The organism is Pseudomonas sp. MS19 (assembly GCF_013277615.1).
Classification (GTDB): domain Bacteria; phylum Pseudomonadota; class Gammaproteobacteria; order Pseudomonadales; family Pseudomonadaceae; genus Aquipseudomonas; species Aquipseudomonas marincola.
This window is the reverse complement of sequence record NZ_VBTO01000005.1, coordinates 173,113-190,466: the sequence shown is the minus strand read 5'-3', so window position 1 is coordinate 190,466 and position 17,354 is coordinate 173,113. Positions and strand designations below refer to the sequence as shown.

Below are 17,354 nucleotides of genomic sequence, written 5' to 3'. Positions count from 1 at the left end.
ATGCACCTGCGGCCGCCAGACCATTCTGGCGGCCACGCAATCCTCAGCCCTGCATCGCCCAGCCATGGACACTCATGGCTGCCTGGCGAAGCGCTTCGGAACGGGTTGGATGCGGATGGCAAATCAGCGCAATGTCTTCCGCGCTGGCGGCAAATTCCATGGCTACGCAGTACTCACCAATCAACTCGCCCGCACTGGGCCCAATGATGTGCACGCCAAGAATCTGATCGGTTTTCTCATCCGCCAACACCTTCACAAAACCTTCGGCCTCATGATTGATCTTGGCCCGGCTGTTAGCGGTAAACGGGAACTTGCCGACCTTGTACGCACGTCCCTGCTCCTTCAACGCCTGCTCGCTGCTGCCCACGCTGGCGACCTCGGGCTTGGTGTAAATCACGCTCGGTATCACCGCGTAATTCACCTCGGCAGCGTGCCCGGCAATCCGCTCGATACAGGCGATCGCCTCATCTTCAGCCTTGTGCGCAAGCATCGGCCCGGAGGTGACATCACCAATCACCCAAATACCGGGTACTTCGCTGCGATGCTGCTGGTTGCCAAGCATGCCGCGCTTATCGGTTGTGATCCCCACCGTTTCCAGCCCCAGCCCCTCGGTATAAGGACGCCGGCCAATGGCGACCAGCACGTAATCGGCCGCAAGGGTTTCTGTCGCCCCACCCGCTGCTGGTTCAAGCGCTAACTCAACTGCCGCGTTTGAGGCCTGCGCGCTGACGACTTTACTGCCGAGCTTGAAGTTGATGCCTTGCTTGCCCAGCGTGCGTTTCAGCGCACCGGCTGTTTCATCATCGAGTCCCGGACAGATACGGTCGAGGTATTCGACCACCGTGACCTCACTCCCCAGCCGCCGCCAAACCGAGCCCAACTCCAAGCCAATCACCCCGGCGCCAATCACCACCAGATGTTTGGGTACTTCGGCCAAGGCCAGAGCGCCGGTGGAGTCGAGAATGCGCTTATTATCAATCGTCACGCCCGGCAACGGCATCGGCTCGGAACCACTGGCCAAAACAATATCGCGTGCCTGCAACGTGGTTTCAGTGCCATCGGCATGGGTCACCAATACCTTGCCCGGACCGTCAAGACGGCCCCAGCCCTTGATCCACTGCGCCTTGTTTTTGCGAAACAGAAACTCGATGCCCTTGGTCAACGCGCTGACGCTGGCATCCTTTTGCTTCATCATTTGCTCAAGATTCAACCTCGGCTGCACCTCAACGCCCAGGCTATTGAGTTCGCCGCTGGCAGCGGCCTCATAAAACTCGGATGCGTGCAACAAAGCCTTCGATGGCATGCAGCCGACATTCAGGCAGGTGCCGCCCAGGGTTTCACGGCCCTCGACACAGGCTACTTTAAGCCCCAACTGACCGGCACGAATGGCGGCGTTATATCCGCCAGGCCCGCCACCGATTATCACCACGTCAAATGTTTCACTCATGTCTCGTTCCTCTGCAAAGTGGCGAGTGCGCAGTGCCTGGCCGCGAAAACAGCCGCGCCCGACTGCGCGTAAACTCATTCGCCCAACTCAGGGCAACGCCGCCCCGACGGCCAGCTGTCGACGATTCAGGCCTTGAAAAATGGCCCAGGCAATAAACCCAAAACTGCCATTGAGAAAAACCATAGGCCAGGCGCTGCCATCTTGCAGGGCGCTGAGCAAGATCCCGCTCAACGTCGCTCCGGCCATTTGCGCGAACCCCATAAAACCCGCTGCCAGCCCCGCTCGATGGGCGTTGGGAATCACAGCACCAGCCACCGAGGCCGGCAATACCATGCCGCCACCCAGCGTCACCAGAACCTGCGGAATCGACAAACCGAGTACAGATAATCCGAACAAATGATACGTAGCCAGTGTCGCCAGCCCGCCAACGGCAACCAAGGTCACGCCAATACTGACCACCTTGTTTGGCCCCAGACGGGTGATGTAACTGCGGGTAAACAGCGCACCCGCAATCAGCGCCAGCACAATGGCGCTGAGCGTCATGCCGTATTGGCTCGGGCTCAGGTGCAGCAGGCCGATATACACAGCAGATGAGCCGGCGATGACTGCGAACATAGCGCCATAGGTGAAAGCCAAGGTCAGGGCCAGCGCGCGAAATGACGGAGCCTTGAGCAAGTCGAAATAGTCAGTAGCCAGTGAACGCATACGGCCGGCTTGCGGATTCAGATGAGGATTGCTTTCGCGGTAACGGCCAACCACGACCAGCAGGGTCAGCGTGGCAAATCCGAACGCCAACAGGATCGGCGCATGCCAGCCGCCAAGCCTGTACAACAAGCCGCCCAATGCAGGTGATATGACAATCGCGCAGAGCATGCCGATCACCGTTGCAGCCAACGCTGGCCCGGCTTTTTCTTGCCACACATCGCGCACAATGGCCCGCGCCATGACCAGCGCCGAGCAAGCGCCCAGACCTTGCAGGACCCGTGCGCCAACAAACTCAGGCATGCTCGAGGCCAGCAGCATCCAGCCAGTCGCAAGCAAGTAGACCAGAAGCCCAGCGAGCAAGATTGGCCGTCTGCCCAAACGGTCCGACAACGGCCCGAGCACCAACTGGCCGGCACCGAAGGCTGCAACAAACACCGACAGTGCCAGCAAGCTGCTGCCGGGCTTGGCGGCGAGAACCCACTCGATGGCAGAAAGACTTGGGATGATTAGCTGAGTCGAGACTTCCCCCAGCGCGGTGAGCGCCATCAATAACACGAGAAGCTGACGCGAAGGCTGAACGGCATTCGGCATGGCGTTGTTCCTACAGAGAAGGAGCTGACTTGAAACCGGCTATCGACTTGCACGACTTATATGATGGGTATAATTTACATCTTTAGATTACACCTGTAATTTAATAATTCAATCCACTTGATCGAATCCCACCGAGGTCCGCGTCATGTCCACTGAAACCCGTGATGAAAAACTCGCCAACTGGCTGTTGGCCGAACAAACTGCCCGCAACAAGTTGGCAGCGCCCGGCAGCATGACGCTTGCCCAGGTCTGCGAACTGTCGCCTCAGGAGTTCTTTGATGGGATTGGCGAGGGCCAACTGCCCTGCCCGCCGTTCGGCCACTTGCTTGACTACGTACCCATTGAGTGGTCGGCCGGCCTGTTTGTATTCCAGGGCTCGCCCGGCGCTCAGCACTACAACCCGCTCGGCATTGTGCATGGCGGTTATGCCGCAACACTGCTCGATTCGTGCATGGGTTGCGCCATTCATACGCGCCTGCAACGCGGCCAGGGCTATACCACCACAGACCTGCGGATCAGCTATATCCGTGCATTGACCGACAAGGTCGGGCCAATCCGTGCCGAAGGCCGAATCGTTCACGTCGGTCGCTCCACGGCAATCGCCGAAGGCCGCATTTATGACGTCGATGACCGCCTTTACGCAGTGGGCTCAACCACCTGCATGATTCTGGGAAGCCCCAGCTAGCACATTTAGACCACCTTACTCAGGAGCTTCAGCCCGCGATCAATGCCTGCCTGGGTGCAGCGGCAAGGCTATATAAGCGCACGCCGATAGCCTAAGATGTCAATCAGCATACAAAGCGCCAAATGAGGTAACCCATGCGTTATTCAGAAGACCACAAAGCCAAAACCCACCAGCGCATCATCGATGAGGCCGCACGCCTGTTTCGTCGGGACGGCATTGGTGCGACTGGCTTGCAGCCGCTGATGAAGACGCTTGGGTTGACTCATGGCGGGTTCTACGCGCACTTCAAATCCAAGGATCAACTGGTCGAAACGGCCTTGGCGCACACAGCCGAACAGCTCAAGGCCAGTACCGATGAGATTTTTGCCAATGACGCGCCTCTGCCGACGTTTATTCGCCGTTACTTGTCGAGCGCACATTGTGCCAATCCGGGCGATGGCTGCCCGCTGCCCACCATGTCGTCTGAGTTAGGACTGCGCGGTCAGGCCAGCGAAATTACTGATCAGGTGGTACGTGATCGCCTGCAAGCAATCGAAGAAAGTCTGGATTCCGAAGAGGCTGAGGCGCAGAGCATCATGATGATCTCGGCCATGGTCGGCGCTCTGGTGTTGGCGCGCAGCGTCAGTGATCAGCAACTATCCCAGCACCTGCTGAAAACTGTTCGCCAGCAACTGCTCGAGCAGGTTGAATCCGCCAGCTGACGTTGACCAAACTACAGCCGCAAAAAAGCCCCGGACTTCGCAGACCGGGGCTTTTTTGCAGATGCGGATTATTTGTAACGCGCCGCCGCCTGATTACGCGACAGATTCGGCCCAAGCTTGGTGCGCGCTGCCACAAGTGCCTGCCAGTCGGCTGAATCGGGCAGCGAAGGAATGGTCACCAGTTCAGCCTGATCAAAGCCTGCCAGCGCAGCATCGACCATCTCACCGACCTCCATGATCATCTCGGGAGGCAAGGCTGATGCATCCATGCCCGAACGCTCCCAGATCTCGGTTCGGGTCACGCCTGGCAATACGGCCTGAACCTGCACCCCATGCTTGCGAACTTCGCCGTGCAACGTTTGCGTGAGGCTCAGCACATAGGCTTTGCTGGCGCTGTAGACCGCGTTGAACATCTCGGGCAGCAATGCCACAACCGAGGCGATGTTGATGATCGCGCCACGACCGGCAGCGCTAAAAGCAGAAGCAGCGGCGGCCGAGAGTTGGGTCAGGGCCACGATGTTCAGCTGAATCAGGGCATTGGTTTTTTCCGTCGAACTTTCGGCCAAGGTGCCATTGACCGCCACGCCAGCATTGTTGACCAGCAGGCTAATGGCGCTATCGCTGCGCAAGCGCTGCTCGACAATCTGCAAGTCTGCACTGTTGGTCAGATCAGCCTTGAGCGTCTCGACCCGAACACCGCTCTCCTCACTCAGTTTGGATGCCAGTGCTTGCAGGCGCTCAAGATCGCGGGCGACCAGCAACAGGTCATAACCGCGCTTGGCGAGGCGTTGCGCGTATGTGGCGCCGATACCCGACGATGCCCCAGTAATCAATGCCGTGCCTTTTGCAGATGGTTGATTCATTGCCTTGCCCTCAGATGGAGATGGCTACGTTTGAGCCGGTGGAATCACTATCCACCCATTTAGATTACAAGCATAATATGATTTTTATATTACACCCACAATCTTAATTAAGCCCAAAGCCTGACGCGGACCTTGAAGGCCAGCAGCGCCGGGTCGAGAGATCAGAATAGCTGAGCACAGCGGGTTCAAATGCTGCGGATGAAACACCCGCGGGTGTGACTGCCGGCCAGCATTAAGGATGAGCAGGTCAGCTGCAAAACAAGCAGGCACAAAAAAGCGGATAACCCGTTGAGGTTATCCGCTTTGGCTCACATAACGCCGTCGATTCAGACGCTGCGAATCAGGTGATCGAAGGCACTCAATGAAGCCTTGGCGCCCTCGCCTACGGCGATCACGATTTGCTTGTACGGCACAGTCGTCACATCGCCTGCGGCAAATACCCCGGCAACGTTGGTCTGGCCTTTGGCATCGACGATGATCTCGCCACGCGGGGACAACTCAATGGCGCCCTTGAGCCAATCACTGTTGGGCAGCAAGCCGATTTGCACGAAGATGCCTTCCAACTCAACCGTGTGCAGCTCGTCAGTGTTGCGGTCACGGTAGACCAGCGCATTGACCTTCTGGCCGTCGCCCAACACTTCGGTGGTCAGCGCACTTTTGATCACCGTAACGTTAGCAAGCGTTGCGAGCTTCTTCTGCAGTACAGCATCGGCGCGCAGTTGGCTGTCGAACTCAATCAGAGTCACGTGGGCAACGATACCGGCCAAGTCAATCGCCGCCTCGACGCCGGAGTTACCACCGCCGATCACCGCCACACGCTTGCCCTTGAACAACGGGCCATCGCAATGCGGGCAATACGCCACACCCTTGCCACGGTACTCTTGCTCGCCCGGCACGTTCATTTCGCGCCAGCGTGCACCTGTCGCCAGAATCACGGCTTTGGCTTTGAGCGATGCACCGCTGTCAAAACGCACTTCGTGCAAACCGCCGGCGCTGGCGGCTGGAATCAGGGCACTGGCACGCTGCAGGTTCATGATGTCGACTTCGTACTGGCGCACATGCTCCTCAAGCTGACGCGCCAGTTTTGGCCCTTCGGTTTCCTGCACGGAAATAAAGTTCTCGATGGCCATGGTATCGAGTACCTGACCGCCAAAACGCTCGGCGGCAACGCCGGTGCGAATGCCTTTGCGCGCTGCATAAATAGCGGCTGCTGCACCGGCCGGGCCACCGCCGACTACCAGCACATCGAATGCGTCTTTGGCATTGAGTTTTTCGGCATCACGCGCAGCGGCGCCGGTGTCGATCTTGGCCAGAATCTGCTCGACATCCATGCGGCCCTGACCGAACAGTTCGCCGTTGAGATAGATGCTCGGCACCGACATGATCTGCCGCGCTTCAACTTCATTCTGGAACAACGCGCCATCAATCGCCACGTGACGGATATTCGGGTTGAGCACTGCCATCAGGTTAAGCGCCTGAACCACATCCGGGCAGTTTTGGCACGAGAGCGAGAAATAAGTCTCGAAGGTGAACTCGCCTTTGATGCCCTTGATCTGCTCAATCACATCCGCCGCAAGCTTGGAAGGATGCCCGCCGACTTGCAGGAGTGCCAACACCAGCGAGGTGAATTCGTGGCCCATTGGGATACCGGCAAAACGCAAGCTGATGTCTGCGCCGGGACGGTTTAATGCGAACGATGGCGTGCGTGCATCAGTGCCATCGGTCTTCAAAGTAATCTTGTCGCTCAGGCTGCGAATGTCTTCGAGCAAGCTGTGCAACTCACGAGATTTGTCGCTGTCATCGAGGGACGCGACGATCTCGAACGGCTGGGTGACCTTTTCCAGGTAGGCCTTCAACTGATTTTTCAGATTGGCGTCCAACATGATTTGACTTCCCTCTTTACGAATTTCAGAGACAAAAACGCCCGGACGGATTGCGCCCAGGCGCTTGGGGCACCGTCGCGGTGTGGCGACGGTGCGAACTACCTGCCGTTAGCGGGCAGCGGTGCAGCGATTTAGATCTTGCCGACCAGGTCGAGCGAAGGAGCCAGAGTGGCTTCGCCTTCTTTCCACTTGGCTGGGCAAACTTCGCCCGGGTGCGCTGCTACGTACTGAGCTGCTTTAACCTTGCGCAGCAGTTCCTGTGCGTCACGACCGATGCCGCCAGCGTTGATTTCTGCGATTTGGATCTTGCCTTCCGGATCGATCACGAACGTGCCACGGTCAGCCAGGCCAGCTTCTTCGATCATCACACCGAAGTTGCGGGTGATGGTGCCAGTCGGATCACCGATCAGTGGGTACTGGATCTTGTTGATGGTGTCGGACGTGTCGTGCCAGGCTTTGTGGGTGAAGTGGGTGTCAGTCGACACGCCATAGATTTCAACGCCAAGCTTTTCGAATTCGGCGTAGTTGTCCGCCAGATCGCCCAATTCGGTCGGGCAAACAAAGGTGAAGTCAGCCGGGTAGAAGAACACGACAGACCACTTGCCCTTGAGGCTGGCTTCGCTAACTTCGACGAACTTGCCCTGATGGTAAGCAGTTGCGTTGAATGGCTTAACTTCGCTGTTGATATATGACATCGATGAACTCCTTGGGTGAGTTGAAAACTTACACAACAAGAATATTCGCCAACGCCGCAAACAGCACATTGATTGAACGCATGGCCTCGATTGAGTGAGCTAATCGAAGACCTATAATAACTGCAGGAAAATCTATCAGCACGCAGTAAGCCCGCACGCAGAGTATTTGCGCGCACCTTGCAAAGATTAAAGGGCCGCCACGCGCCGTTAGATAGCAGCGCAGCGGCCCTATTGCCGGCTTATTGCCTTAGCTGAGGCTTTCGTCCACCACCAGCACAACCTTGCCGTTAACCTTGTTCGAGGCCAGTTCAGCAAAGGCCAACTCGGCATCCTTGGCGGCAAAGGTGCGCTCAAGTTGCGGCTTCAAACGGCCCTCGGCAAACAGCGGCCAAACTTGCGCATGCAGGTCGCGCAGCAGATCCGCCTTGAACTGATCATCACGGCTGCGCAAGGTCGAACCAATCAGTTGAACCCGCTTGCCGAGTACCTTGGCTAGATCGACTTCGGCCTTGCGTCCGCCCATCAAACCGATGTTCACCCAGCGGCCATCCAATGCAATGACATCCAGGTTCAGCCCGACATAGTTGCCGCCGACCGGATCGAGAATCACATCAAACGGGGCAAAGTCGCGCAGCGCATTCGGCCCGTCTTCACCACGCAGCACACCGCCTTGTGCACCCAGCGATTCGCAATAGGCCAGACGATCGGCCGAGCCAACACTCACCCAGCACGGATTACCAAACGCCTTGCACAACTGAATGCCGGCCGAGCCAACACCGCTGGCACCCGCATGCAAAAGCACCTTCTCGCCCGGCTTGAGCGCGGCCAGCTGAAATAAATTCAGCCATGCCGTTGCATAAACCTCGGGAATGGCCGCCGCTTCATGTAACGACAGTCCATCAGGCACCGGCAATGCATGTTGCGCATTGACCACAACCTCTTGCGCCATGCCGCCGCCAGCAAGCAACGCGCAAACCCGGTCGCCAACTTGCCAATCGCAGCCGGGGCCAACTTCGCTGACGATCCCGGAACACTCAAGGCCCAGCGTCTCGCTGGCGCCTGGCGGTGGCGGATAAAGCCCGGCACGTTGCAACAGATCAGCCCGGTTGAGCCCAGCTGCCGCCACTTTGATACGAATTTCACCTACATCGCAGGTTGGGATTTCTTGCTCAACCCACTCTGCCCGTCCTTCAACGCCTTGCAATGCTTTCACAGTGCCTCCATAGTGCATTTATACCGAGCCCGGCGCTGACGTCCGGGCTTTTGCATTGCGCCGATGGAACCTGGCGCCCTTACAGATGGCCTAATATGCGTTATCAATTGTCACTAAGTCGAATCTGCATGAAGCGTTCACTGTTAAGCGCCACCCTGGCACTCACTATAGGACTGGGATCTCTACCGTTATCTGCAAAGACTAACGATGCCGATCACTGGAACTATTTGCAGCCAGATCGAGAGCAAGTCATTGCCAGTTTGAATGTGGTGGAGTTGCTCAAACGCCATCACTACAACAAACCGCCGCTCAACGATGAGCGCTCGGAAATCATCTACAACAGCTACCTGAAGATGCTCGACCCGGCACGCAGTTACTTCACTGCGGGCGACATTGCCGAGTTCGACAAGTGGCAGGATCAGTTCGACGATTTTCTCAAAAGCGGCAACCTTGAGCCTGGCTTTGTCATGTACAAGCGCCAGCTTCAGCGTTTGCAGGGGCGCCTTGAATTTGCCCTGGCGATGCTTGAAAAAGGTGTCGATAAAATCGACTTCACAGTTGATGAAGATCTGCTGATCGATCGCGAAAACGCACCTTGGGCGAAAAACACAGCCGAGCTCGACGATCTGTGGCGCAAGCGCGTTAAAGACGAAGTGCTGCGCCAGAAAATCGCCGGCAAAGACCTCAAGGATATTCAGGAGCAACTGATCAAGCGCTACAAGCGCCAGTTAACCCGCCTGGATCAAACCCGCGGGGAAGACATTTTCCAGGCGTACATCAACGCCTTTGCCATGTCTTATGATCCGCACACCTCTTATCTGTCGCCAGATAACGCGGAAAACTTCGACATCAACATGAGCCTGTCTCTGGAAGGCATCGGCGCGGTCCTGCAAAGCGACAACGACAACGTCAAAGTCGTGCGCCTGGTTCCGGCTGGCCCTGCTGAGAAGAGCAAGCAAATCTCCCCGGCCGACAAGATCATCGGCGTCGCCCAGGGCGATGACGAAATGGTTGATGTAATTGGCTGGCGCCTCGATGAAGTGGTCAAACTGATTCGCGGTCCTAAAGGCTCGAAAGTTCGCCTGGAAGTCATTCCGGCAACCAACGCGCCCAATGACCAAACCAGCAAGACGGTAAGCATTACCCGTGAAGCGGTAAAACTTGAAGAGCAAGCGGCGAAGAAGTCGATTCTGCACCTCAAGCACGACGGTCGCGATTACAAGCTCGGAGTGATCGACATTCCAGCGTTCTATCTCGACTTCAAGGCCTACCGCGCCGGTGATCCGAACTACAAGAGCACCACGCGTGACGTTAAGCGCCTGCTGACTGAACTGCAGAAAGAAAAAGTGGATGGCGTCGTCATTGATCTGCGCAACAACGGCGGCGGTTCCTTGCAGGAAGCCACCGAACTGACCGGTCTGTTCATTGATCAGGGCCCGACAGTTCTGGTGCGCAACAGCGACGGCCAGGTTGATGTGCTGGCCGATGAAGAGCCCGGCATTTTCTACAAGGGCCCGATGGCGCTGCTGGTTAACCGCTTGTCAGCCTCGGCTTCGGAAATTTTTGCCGGCGCCATGCAGGACTATCACCGCGCAATCATCATCGGCGGCCAGACCTTCGGCAAAGGCACCGTGCAAACCATCCAGCCGCTTAACCATGGCGAACTGAAACTGACACTGGCCAAGTTCTACCGGGTATCCGGTCAGAGCACCCAGCATCAGGGTGTACTGCCGGATATTAAATATCCGGACATCATGGACACCAAGGAAATCGGTGAGAGCGCCCTGCCCGAAGCCATGCCGTGGGACACCATCAGCCCGGCGATCAGGCCTGAACGTGATCCGATCAAGCCTTACCTGAGCGAACTGCAGCACCGCTACGAGAAGCGCACCGCGAACAATGCAGACTTCACGTTTGCCCGTGAGCGCCTGTCGCTGACCCAGAAGCTGATGAAAGATAAAACCGTCAGCCTCAACGAAGCCAAGCGTCGCGCCGAGCATGACGATATCGAAGCCCAGCAATTGAGCATCGAGAACAGTCGCCGCAAGGCCAAAGGCGAAACCTTGCTGACCAAACTGAAGGTAGAGGACGAAGACGAACTGCCGGAAGATGACAGCAAGAAAAAGCCGGAAGACGATGCCTTCCTCAGTGAAGCCGGGCAAATCCTGCTCGACTACACCGGCCTCTCAGCGAGCGTTGCCAAGAAGTAAACAGCAACATGGAGTTCGGCGGTTCCCCGCCGGACTCCAGTTACTCCCGCCTAACGCTTTATCCCAAGTGTCATTAAACGGTCACCAATCTGTCGTCAAATACCTGAGCTGACATTCTCGTCAGCGCACACCTGACGATATCGAGACCCTACATGACTGTCACCGAGCAGTTGAGCGCTTTGGATAACATCCTCGCTCACGGCGACCTGCATAGCGTTTTCCAACCTATCGTTTCACTTTCGCAGCGCAGTATTCTGGGCTACGAAGCGCTAACACGTGGTCCCTCCAATAGCCCCCTGCACTCGCCTATCAATTTGTTTGCCATCGCCCGCCTGGCCGGCCGCCTGAGTGAACTGGAGCTGGCCTGCCGGGAGAGCGCCTGCAAACGTTTCAATCAGTTGGGGTTGAGCGGCAAGCTGTTTCTCAATATCTCACCCGACTCACTGATGGAGCCGGACCACAAACCGGGCTGCACCCTGAAAATGCTCCAGACTCACGGCATTGCGCCGAGCAATGTGGTGATCGAACTGACCGAGCATTCGCCCACTCACGACTTCCAGCTGCTCGACACCGCCCTGCATCACTACCGCGCCATGGGCTTCAATATTGCGCTGGATGATTTGGGCGCGGGCTATTCAAGCCTGCGGCTCTGGTCGGAATTGCGCCCGGATTTCGTCAAGATCGACCGTCACTTCATCGACGGTATTCACCTCGATCCGGTCAAGCGCGAGTTTGTCGGCTCAATCCTGAAAATGGCCAGCGCCTCGCGTGCCGAAGTCATCGCCGAAGGCATTGAGCTGGGGGAAGAGTTCGACGTATTGGCCAACATGGGCGTCGATCTGCTGCAGGGTTATTACATTTGCCGTCCGCAAGACCAGCCGCCACGAGATGCCGGAACAATCCTGCCGCGAGAAGACAGCGCCGCCGACCACACAAGCGAAGCCTCTTGCGGCCTGCAGGAGCTGTTGCACCCGCAAAAAGCCATTCGCCAACACACCACGACGTGTCAGGTGCTTGATGCCTTTCGTGCGGACTCTACGCTCAACACGCTGGCGGTTCTGGATGATCAGGATCAGCCAATAGGCATCGTCCATCGTCACTCGCTCTCTGAAGCGTTGTTAAAACCGTTTGCAGCCGAAATTTTCACCCGCAAACCGATAAGCCGCCTGATGAGTGAAGACTACCTCAGAGTCGAGATGAGCCAATCGCTGCAGCAGGTCAGCCGCCTGCTTACCAGCCGCGCCCGGCAACGCATAGAGGAAGACTTCATCATCACCCAGAACGGCCGCTACGCAGGCCTTGGGCGCGCTATGGACTTACTCAAGCTGATCACCGATGAGAAAATCCAACAGGCGCGCTACGCCAACCCACTCACCCAGCTGCCAGGCAACGTGCCGATTCAAAAGCGCTTGAGCAAAGCGTTGTCTGAGCCACGCGAGGCGCTGATTTGCTACGTCGATATTGATCACTTCAAACCGTTTAACGATCACTTCGGCTACGCCAGAGGTGATGAGGTTCTGCTGTGTCTGGCCCGCTGCCTGAGCAGCTTCATCAATCACAGCGAAGAATTTATCGGCCACATTGGCGGTGACGACTTCATTCTGCTGCTCGATGCCCGCAACGGGCCGCACAAGCTTGAACAGATGCTCGAAGACTTCCGCGCAAAATGCCGAAGATTTTTCCGCGCAGAAGATTTGCAGGCAGGATTTTTTAGCGGAGAGGACCGTGAGGGTAAGCCGCAGCAGTTTCCGTTACTGACGCTGTCGATCGGGGTGGTTCGCGTGCATGCCAATAACGGCTGCCGCCTCGACAGCGATGATCTGGCAAACCTGGCCTCACAGGCCAAGCATCAAGCCAAGGCTGAGCCCGGCTACAGCCTGCATATAATCGACACGCTGGCGTTGTCTGCCTAGCTCTACAGACGCGTTAAAGCCCCAATTGACGGGCCTTTTCAGCATACTGATCGGCCTGCGCTGCATCTGCTGGCAGGCCTTCAGCGCCTTCGCGGTAGAGATCCGCCACCCGCTTGGCTGCCAATGGATGGCCCGCAGCGGCTGCGATTTTCCAGTAGTGCACAGCCTGCACGGCATCGGGAGCGGTGCGCGTGCTGCCGGCCAGACTCACAACGCCAACCTGATAAGCCGACTTGGCGTCACCGGCTTCGGCCGCCAGACGCAGCAAACGGATGCCTTCTTCGCGCGCGCCAAGCCCCTGCCCACGAAACAGCAGGATATGGCCGTAGAAACTCTGTGCAGCCACATCGCCCAGTGCAGCCTTACGCGCAAACTGGCCTTCCATCCACTTCCACAGTTGCGGCTGCTTCACTGCCCAAGGCAGATGAAACAGTCGCCGGGAAACCCAGTAGCCCAAAGCGGCGCGCCACTTCATCAACATTAAGCGGTGGCCTCATAATCAAACTCAAACACCCGCACCACTTCGGATGCATGCCAGGAGGCAGCCGCAACCCCATCCGGTGCGCCACTAAAACGCCCCAGACGGGTGACACAATCGAAGAAGCCGGTGCGCGGCAGTCGGCTGGCACTCTGGCTGATCACTAGTGCACTGCGCAGCGGTCGCTCGGCCTGAGCATCTATCGCCGCCAGATGCTCAAGTGCTGCAGTGAGTGTTTGCATCGCCGGAACCGGCAGATCGAGGCGTTCGATCAGGGCACGATAAGTCAGCAGATGCCGTTGCCGCCGGGCGTCTTCGAGTGCCCCCAACAGCGCCTGCCAGTGCTGGCGACTAATGCTCACGCTCAAGAGTCTGACTCCGCGCGCTGAGCGCTCAGGTTCCACGCCAGCGCACGTTGAATCGCTGCATCCGGCTCGCGCTCGCCAGACTCAATCATGTTCATGTAATGCGGGCTGACGCCAACAGCCCGCGCCAACTGTTCGATACTTAATCCCTTGGCCTCACGCATGCGCTTGATATCGGCCAGCGCCGGCGTTGGCACCGCAACTTCGGCTTGGGGAGCAACAACCTGCTGCGAACCTTGTGCGGCTTCGAGCAATTTCAGGTATTGCTCCCACGGCAGCACCGCGTACTCGGGCTGACCGTCACGACTGATAATTTGTGGTTTCATGCTTTGCACTCCATGGCAAACGAACGACAGCTTCATCACTGAGTCTATTTTTTTTAATAGTAACAGCCCCACGCCAAAGCGGCGTATTTGCTAACTGATCTGACGTCAGATGAGCAAAGGAAGTGGCCGGTTAAATCACGTTTCCGGTACTTTGAATACACGGCTACAGCCGCGCAGAGGCAGCGCCTGCTTATTCGACAGGCAGCGCAGGGCTCTCATCCGGGTCGGGTATATGTTCGAGCAATAACTGTTGCTCGGGTGTTTGCTGCTCGCGCCAGAGGCGAAAAGCCTGCAACTCATCACTCCAGGTTCGCGCCACCCAAGCCAGCACGGCGAGGTCGTCAATGTAACCAAAACCGAGTATCCAATCGGGTAACCCATCGAGTGGTGTAACGAAATACAACAACGCCCCGACAGCCGCCAGTAACGCCTGGGTACTTATTGCCCGATAGTCACCCCTGAACCAGGCAACACATAGCGCCTGAAACAGTTTTAAATCGTCTTTGAGGCCAGATAGACGCATCGCTTGCCGATCACTCTTTCGTGCAACCGATGCGAGTAAAGAAGGCAACCTGCCACGACGGATGAATCCCTTGGCCAGTGCCAGATATCGACTGAAATTCCAAGGTGCTTTCATGCTGACTCCTCGACAACCCGCGTATTTGCAGGCCCGCTAGCGGTTATCCACCGAAGCTGTGGATAACCTTGTTAACAAATTCTTAATGAGCTTAGCAAACGCCCACCCCATGCGGGCTGGCGTCAGATCGGCGATTTTTTGGACAGCTTAAAAAAGTCAATAAAATCAACAAGTTAAAAATAACAAAGGTTTTTAATCGATCATTGCAAATGACTGATCAATGGTGTTCCCACAATGTGCATAACCGTAACACCTGTACACCAGAATGCCTCCGGAAGGTGCATTTTCGCCGCCAAAAACAACAACGCCCCGTATAAACGGGGCGCTGTTTAGTCACCGGCTGCTTTACTCGGCAGCAGGTTCTTCTTGCGGTGCTGCAGCAGGCTCTTCCTGCGGAGCAGCAGCGGCTGCCGGATCCTTGATGGAGATCAACTCAAGGTCGAAAACCAGAACCGAGTTGGCAGGAATTGCCGGGCTCGGGCTCTGCTCGCCGTAAGCCAGTTCAGCTGGAATGTACAGCTTGGCTTTCTCGCCAACGTGCATCAATTGCAGGCCTTCAACCCAACCTGGAATCACGCCGCTCACAGGCAGATCAATCGGCGTACCACGCTCGATCGAGCTGTCGAATACAGTGCCGTCAGTCAGCTTGCCTTCATAGTGAACGGTTACTGTGTCGGTCGGCTTTGGCTGAGCGCCATCAGCTTCTTTGATCACTTCAATCTGCAGGCCGGAATCGGTGGTGGTAACGCCATCACGCTTGCCGTTGTCTGCGAGGAATTTCTTGCCAGCTTCAGCGGCTTCTTCACTCATCTTGGCCAGACGCTCTTCCGAGCGCTTCTGCAGGGCTGCAAAAGCTTCTACCAGCTCGTCGTCTTTCAGACGCTGTTCTTTCTTACCGACCGCATCTTCGATACCCAGTGCAACAGCCTTGGAGTCGAGGTCATCCATACCTTCGTGCGCGAGGCTCTTACCCATGTTCAGGCCGATCCCGTAAGACGCTTTCTGCGCCGGGGTTTTCAGCTCAACATTGGTCTGAGAATCACAACCAGCAAGCACCAGCCCTACCAGGGCTACCGCAGCTGCTAAACGATGCTGTTTCATGCTAATTCCTTGTTCGGTGCGCCCAATTTAGGCAATTGAGTGAAAGCGCGAGCTTATCAGGCCTACGGGATCACTGGCTACATCGATCAGAACAGGAAAATGCTAATAAGTTCAGCTATTTGCGGGGAAGTACAAGGAACAGCAGAGAATATCGACAAGTCGATGAATATTGCAGGAAGAGGATTACAGGATATTAGGGGATGAAGCAGGAGGGGGAAAAAATGGCGCAGCGGACGGGACTCGAACCCGCGACCCCCGGCGTGACAGGCCGGTATTCTAACCAACTGAACTACCGCTGCGCGTAACTTCAAAAAGCGAGTTGGTGGGTGATGACGGGATCGAACCGCCGACCCTCTGCTTGTAAGGCAGATGCTCTCCCAGCTGAGCTAATCACCCTTCACTCTCGAAGTGGTGCGCATTCTAGATAGCATTTCGAACCTTGGCAACCCCCTTTGCAAAAAATAATTTATTGATACGCCAAAGACTTAGCTCAGGGTTGGCCTGAAGGCTTTAGGGGAGAATAATGCCCCCCTTTGTGTAAATGGAGAGTCACCCCGCCATGTGGTTTCGTAATCTGCTGGTTTATCGCCTCACCCAGAATGTTCCGTTTGATATCGAAGCACTGGAAACTGCCCTGGCAACCAAGGCTGCTCGCCCATGCGCAAGCCAGGAACTCGCCACTTATGGTTTTGTAGCCCCGTTTGGCAAAGGCGCCGACGCGCCTTTGGTACACAGCAGCCAGGGCTTCCTGCTGATTGCTGCCCGTAAAGAAGAACGCATTCTGCCGGGCAGCGTGGTCCGTGATGCACTAAAGGAAAAGGTCGACGAGATCGAAGCCGAGCAAATGCGCAAGGTTTACAAGAAAGAGCGCGACCAGATCAAAGATGAAATCGTCCAGGCATTCCTGCCCCGCGCCTTCATCCGCAAGTCTGCGACCTTCGCGGCAATCGCTCCGGCACAGGGCCTGATTCTGGTCGACGCCTCCAGCCCCAAGCGTGCGGAAGACCTGCTCTCGACGCTGCGTGAAGTCATGGGATCCTTGCCAGTACGTCCGCTCACCGTGAAGATCGCCCCGTCAGCCACCCTGACTGAATGGGTCAGCACCCAGAAAGCCGCCGCCGACTTTGTGATTGGCGATGAGTGCGAACTGCGCGACACCCACGAAGATGGCGGGATCGTGCGCTGCAAGCGTCAGGATCTGGCCGGTGAAGAAATCCAACTGCACATGAGCAGCGGCAAGCAAGTAACTCAACTGGCTCTGGCCTGGCAGGAAAAGCTGTCTTTCGTACTGGACGACAAGCTGGTCATCAAGCGTCTGCGTTTTGACGACCTGCTGCAGGATCAGGCTGAACAGGATGGCGGCGACGACAACCTGGGCCAACTCGATGCCAGCTTCACGCTGATGATGATGACACTGGTCGAGTTTCTGCCGCCGTTGTTCGAAGCATTGGGCGGCGAAGACACGCCTCAGGGCATTTAAGCCAGCCACTCCCCTATCAATAAGAACGGCGCACCCGACTTCATAATGAAAGGCCTTTGCA

Annotated in this window: 16 protein-coding genes and 2 tRNA genes; 5 read left to right on the top strand and 13 right to left on the bottom strand. The window is 56.8% G+C overall.

Annotated features, from left to right (window positions below):
- Positions 1 to 43 precede the first annotated feature (43 nt).
- Positions 44 to 1,447, bottom strand: coding sequence for a dihydrolipoyl dehydrogenase (lpdA, locus tag FEZ62_RS03245; protein WP_172926800.1), 1,404 nt, complete (start codon positions 1,445 to 1,447; stop codon positions 44 to 46).
- Positions 1,448 to 1,534: 87 nt separating this feature from the next.
- Entirely contained in the window at positions 1,535 to 2,743 is a 1,209-nt protein-coding gene (locus FEZ62_RS03240; RefSeq protein ID WP_172926799.1) for an MFS transporter, read from the bottom strand.
- Between the two features lie 145 nt (positions 2,744 to 2,888).
- On the opposite strand from FEZ62_RS03240, the gene FEZ62_RS03235 reads away from it, so the two are divergent.
- The gene (locus tag FEZ62_RS03235) at positions 2,889 to 3,428 is read left to right on the top strand and encodes a PaaI family thioesterase (RefSeq protein WP_069901733.1); all 540 of its coding nucleotides are present in this window, start codon (positions 2,889 to 2,891) and stop codon (positions 3,426 to 3,428) included.
- A 134-nt stretch (positions 3,429 to 3,562) separates the two neighbouring features.
- A complete protein-coding gene (locus FEZ62_RS03230) occupies positions 3,563 to 4,129 on the top strand; it encodes a TetR/AcrR family transcriptional regulator (protein ID WP_090510707.1) in 567 nt (188 codons plus the stop codon).
- A 68-nt stretch (positions 4,130 to 4,197) separates the two neighbouring features.
- Here FEZ62_RS03230 and FEZ62_RS03225 read toward each other — a convergent pair whose 3' ends face one another.
- From FEZ62_RS03225 to FEZ62_RS03210, 4 genes are all read right to left on the bottom strand, one after another.
- A complete protein-coding gene (locus tag FEZ62_RS03225; RefSeq protein WP_172926798.1) occupies positions 4,198 to 4,992 on the bottom strand; it encodes an SDR family oxidoreductase in 795 nt (264 codons plus the stop codon).
- Between the two features lie 326 nt (positions 4,993 to 5,318).
- Positions 5,319 to 6,875 (bottom strand): alkyl hydroperoxide reductase subunit F, encoded by a 1,557-nt coding sequence (gene ahpF / locus FEZ62_RS03220; protein WP_172926797.1) that lies wholly within the window; start codon positions 6,873 to 6,875, stop codon positions 5,319 to 5,321.
- 131 nt (positions 6,876 to 7,006) lie between these two features.
- On the bottom strand, positions 7,007 to 7,570 hold the full coding sequence (gene ahpC, locus FEZ62_RS03215) for an alkyl hydroperoxide reductase subunit C (protein ID WP_172926796.1): 564 nt from the start codon (positions 7,568 to 7,570) through the stop codon (positions 7,007 to 7,009).
- Between the two features lie 247 nt (positions 7,571 to 7,817).
- Positions 7,818 to 8,783 (bottom strand): zinc-binding dehydrogenase, encoded by a 966-nt coding sequence (locus FEZ62_RS03210; RefSeq protein WP_069901728.1) that lies wholly within the window; start codon positions 8,781 to 8,783, stop codon positions 7,818 to 7,820.
- Between the two features lie 128 nt (positions 8,784 to 8,911).
- On the opposite strand from FEZ62_RS03210, the gene FEZ62_RS03205 reads away from it, so the two are divergent.
- Together FEZ62_RS03205 and FEZ62_RS03200 are read left to right on the top strand one after the other, a co-directional pair.
- Positions 8,912 to 10,993, top strand: coding sequence for a carboxy terminal-processing peptidase (locus FEZ62_RS03205; protein WP_170827795.1), 2,082 nt, complete (start codon positions 8,912 to 8,914; stop codon positions 10,991 to 10,993).
- A gap of 152 nt (positions 10,994 to 11,145) precedes the next feature.
- Positions 11,146 to 12,906: a bifunctional diguanylate cyclase/phosphodiesterase gene (locus tag FEZ62_RS03200; protein WP_172926795.1), complete on the top strand. Its 1,761-nt coding sequence runs from the start codon at positions 11,146 to 11,148 to the stop codon at positions 12,904 to 12,906.
- Between the two features lie 13 nt (positions 12,907 to 12,919).
- On the opposite strand, the gene FEZ62_RS03195 is transcribed toward FEZ62_RS03200, so the two are convergent.
- From FEZ62_RS03195 to FEZ62_RS03165, 7 genes are all read right to left on the bottom strand, one after another.
- Entirely contained in the window at positions 12,920 to 13,387 is a 468-nt protein-coding gene (locus tag FEZ62_RS03195) for an SEL1-like repeat protein (RefSeq protein ID WP_172926794.1), read from the bottom strand.
- A complete protein-coding gene (locus FEZ62_RS03190) occupies positions 13,387 to 13,752 on the bottom strand; it encodes a hypothetical protein (protein ID WP_069901724.1) in 366 nt (121 codons plus the stop codon). The genes FEZ62_RS03195 and FEZ62_RS03190 overlap by 1 nt, the downstream gene beginning before the upstream one ends.
- Positions 13,749 to 14,075, bottom strand: a complete 327-nt coding sequence (locus FEZ62_RS03185; protein WP_069901723.1) for a helix-turn-helix transcriptional regulator — start codon at positions 14,073 to 14,075, stop codon at positions 13,749 to 13,751. Before FEZ62_RS03185 ends, FEZ62_RS03190 begins: the two co-directional genes overlap by 4 nt.
- Positions 14,076 to 14,265: 190 nt before the next feature.
- Positions 14,266 to 14,712, bottom strand: a complete 447-nt coding sequence (locus FEZ62_RS03180) for a YkvA family protein (RefSeq protein WP_069901722.1) — start codon at positions 14,710 to 14,712, stop codon at positions 14,266 to 14,268.
- 345 nt (positions 14,713 to 15,057) lie between these two features.
- Positions 15,058 to 15,813: an FKBP-type peptidyl-prolyl cis-trans isomerase gene (locus tag FEZ62_RS03175; RefSeq protein ID WP_172926793.1), complete on the bottom strand. Its 756-nt coding sequence runs from the start codon at positions 15,811 to 15,813 to the stop codon at positions 15,058 to 15,060.
- Positions 15,814 to 16,035: 222 nt separating this feature from the next.
- A tRNA-Asp gene (locus FEZ62_RS03170) sits at positions 16,036 to 16,112 on the bottom strand.
- Between the two features lie 21 nt (positions 16,113 to 16,133).
- Positions 16,134 to 16,209, bottom strand: a tRNA-Val gene (locus FEZ62_RS03165).
- A gap of 163 nt (positions 16,210 to 16,372) precedes the next feature.
- Here FEZ62_RS03165 and rdgC point away from each other — a divergent pair.
- Positions 16,373 to 17,293, top strand: coding sequence for a recombination-associated protein RdgC (gene rdgC, locus FEZ62_RS03160; RefSeq protein WP_172926792.1), 921 nt, complete (start codon positions 16,373 to 16,375; stop codon positions 17,291 to 17,293).
- Positions 17,294 to 17,354 lie beyond the last annotated feature (61 nt).

Coding starts and splice junctions, on each gene's coding strand:
- lpdA (WP_172926800.1), bottom strand. CDS start 1,447: ATGAGTGAAACATTTGACGTGGTGATAATCGGTGGCGGGCCTGGCGGA.
- FEZ62_RS03240 (WP_172926799.1), bottom strand. CDS start 2,743: ATGCCGAATGCCGTTCAGCCTTCGCGTCAGCTTCTCGTGTTATTGATG.
- FEZ62_RS03235 (WP_069901733.1), top strand. CDS start 2,889: ATGTCCACTGAAACCCGTGATGAAAAACTCGCCAACTGGCTGTTGGCC.
- FEZ62_RS03230 (WP_090510707.1), top strand. CDS start 3,563: ATGCGTTATTCAGAAGACCACAAAGCCAAAACCCACCAGCGCATCATC.
- FEZ62_RS03225 (WP_172926798.1), bottom strand. CDS start 4,992: ATGAATCAACCATCTGCAAAAGGCACGGCATTGATTACTGGGGCATCG.
- ahpF (WP_172926797.1), bottom strand. CDS start 6,875: ATGTTGGACGCCAATCTGAAAAATCAGTTGAAGGCCTACCTGGAAAAG.
- ahpC (WP_172926796.1), bottom strand. CDS start 7,570: ATGTCATATATCAACAGCGAAGTTAAGCCATTCAACGCAACTGCTTAC.
- FEZ62_RS03205 (WP_170827795.1), top strand. CDS start 8,912: ATGAAGCGTTCACTGTTAAGCGCCACCCTGGCACTCACTATAGGACTG.
- FEZ62_RS03200 (WP_172926795.1), top strand. CDS start 11,146: ATGACTGTCACCGAGCAGTTGAGCGCTTTGGATAACATCCTCGCTCAC.
- FEZ62_RS03195 (WP_172926794.1), bottom strand. CDS start 13,387: ATGTTGATGAAGTGGCGCGCCGCTTTGGGCTACTGGGTTTCCCGGCGA.
- FEZ62_RS03185 (WP_069901723.1), bottom strand. CDS start 14,075: ATGAAACCACAAATTATCAGTCGTGACGGTCAGCCCGAGTACGCGGTG.
- FEZ62_RS03180 (WP_069901722.1), bottom strand. CDS start 14,712: ATGAAAGCACCTTGGAATTTCAGTCGATATCTGGCACTGGCCAAGGGA.
- FEZ62_RS03175 (WP_172926793.1), bottom strand. CDS start 15,813: ATGAAACAGCATCGTTTAGCAGCTGCGGTAGCCCTGGTAGGGCTGGTG.
- rdgC (WP_172926792.1), top strand. CDS start 16,373: ATGTGGTTTCGTAATCTGCTGGTTTATCGCCTCACCCAGAATGTTCCG.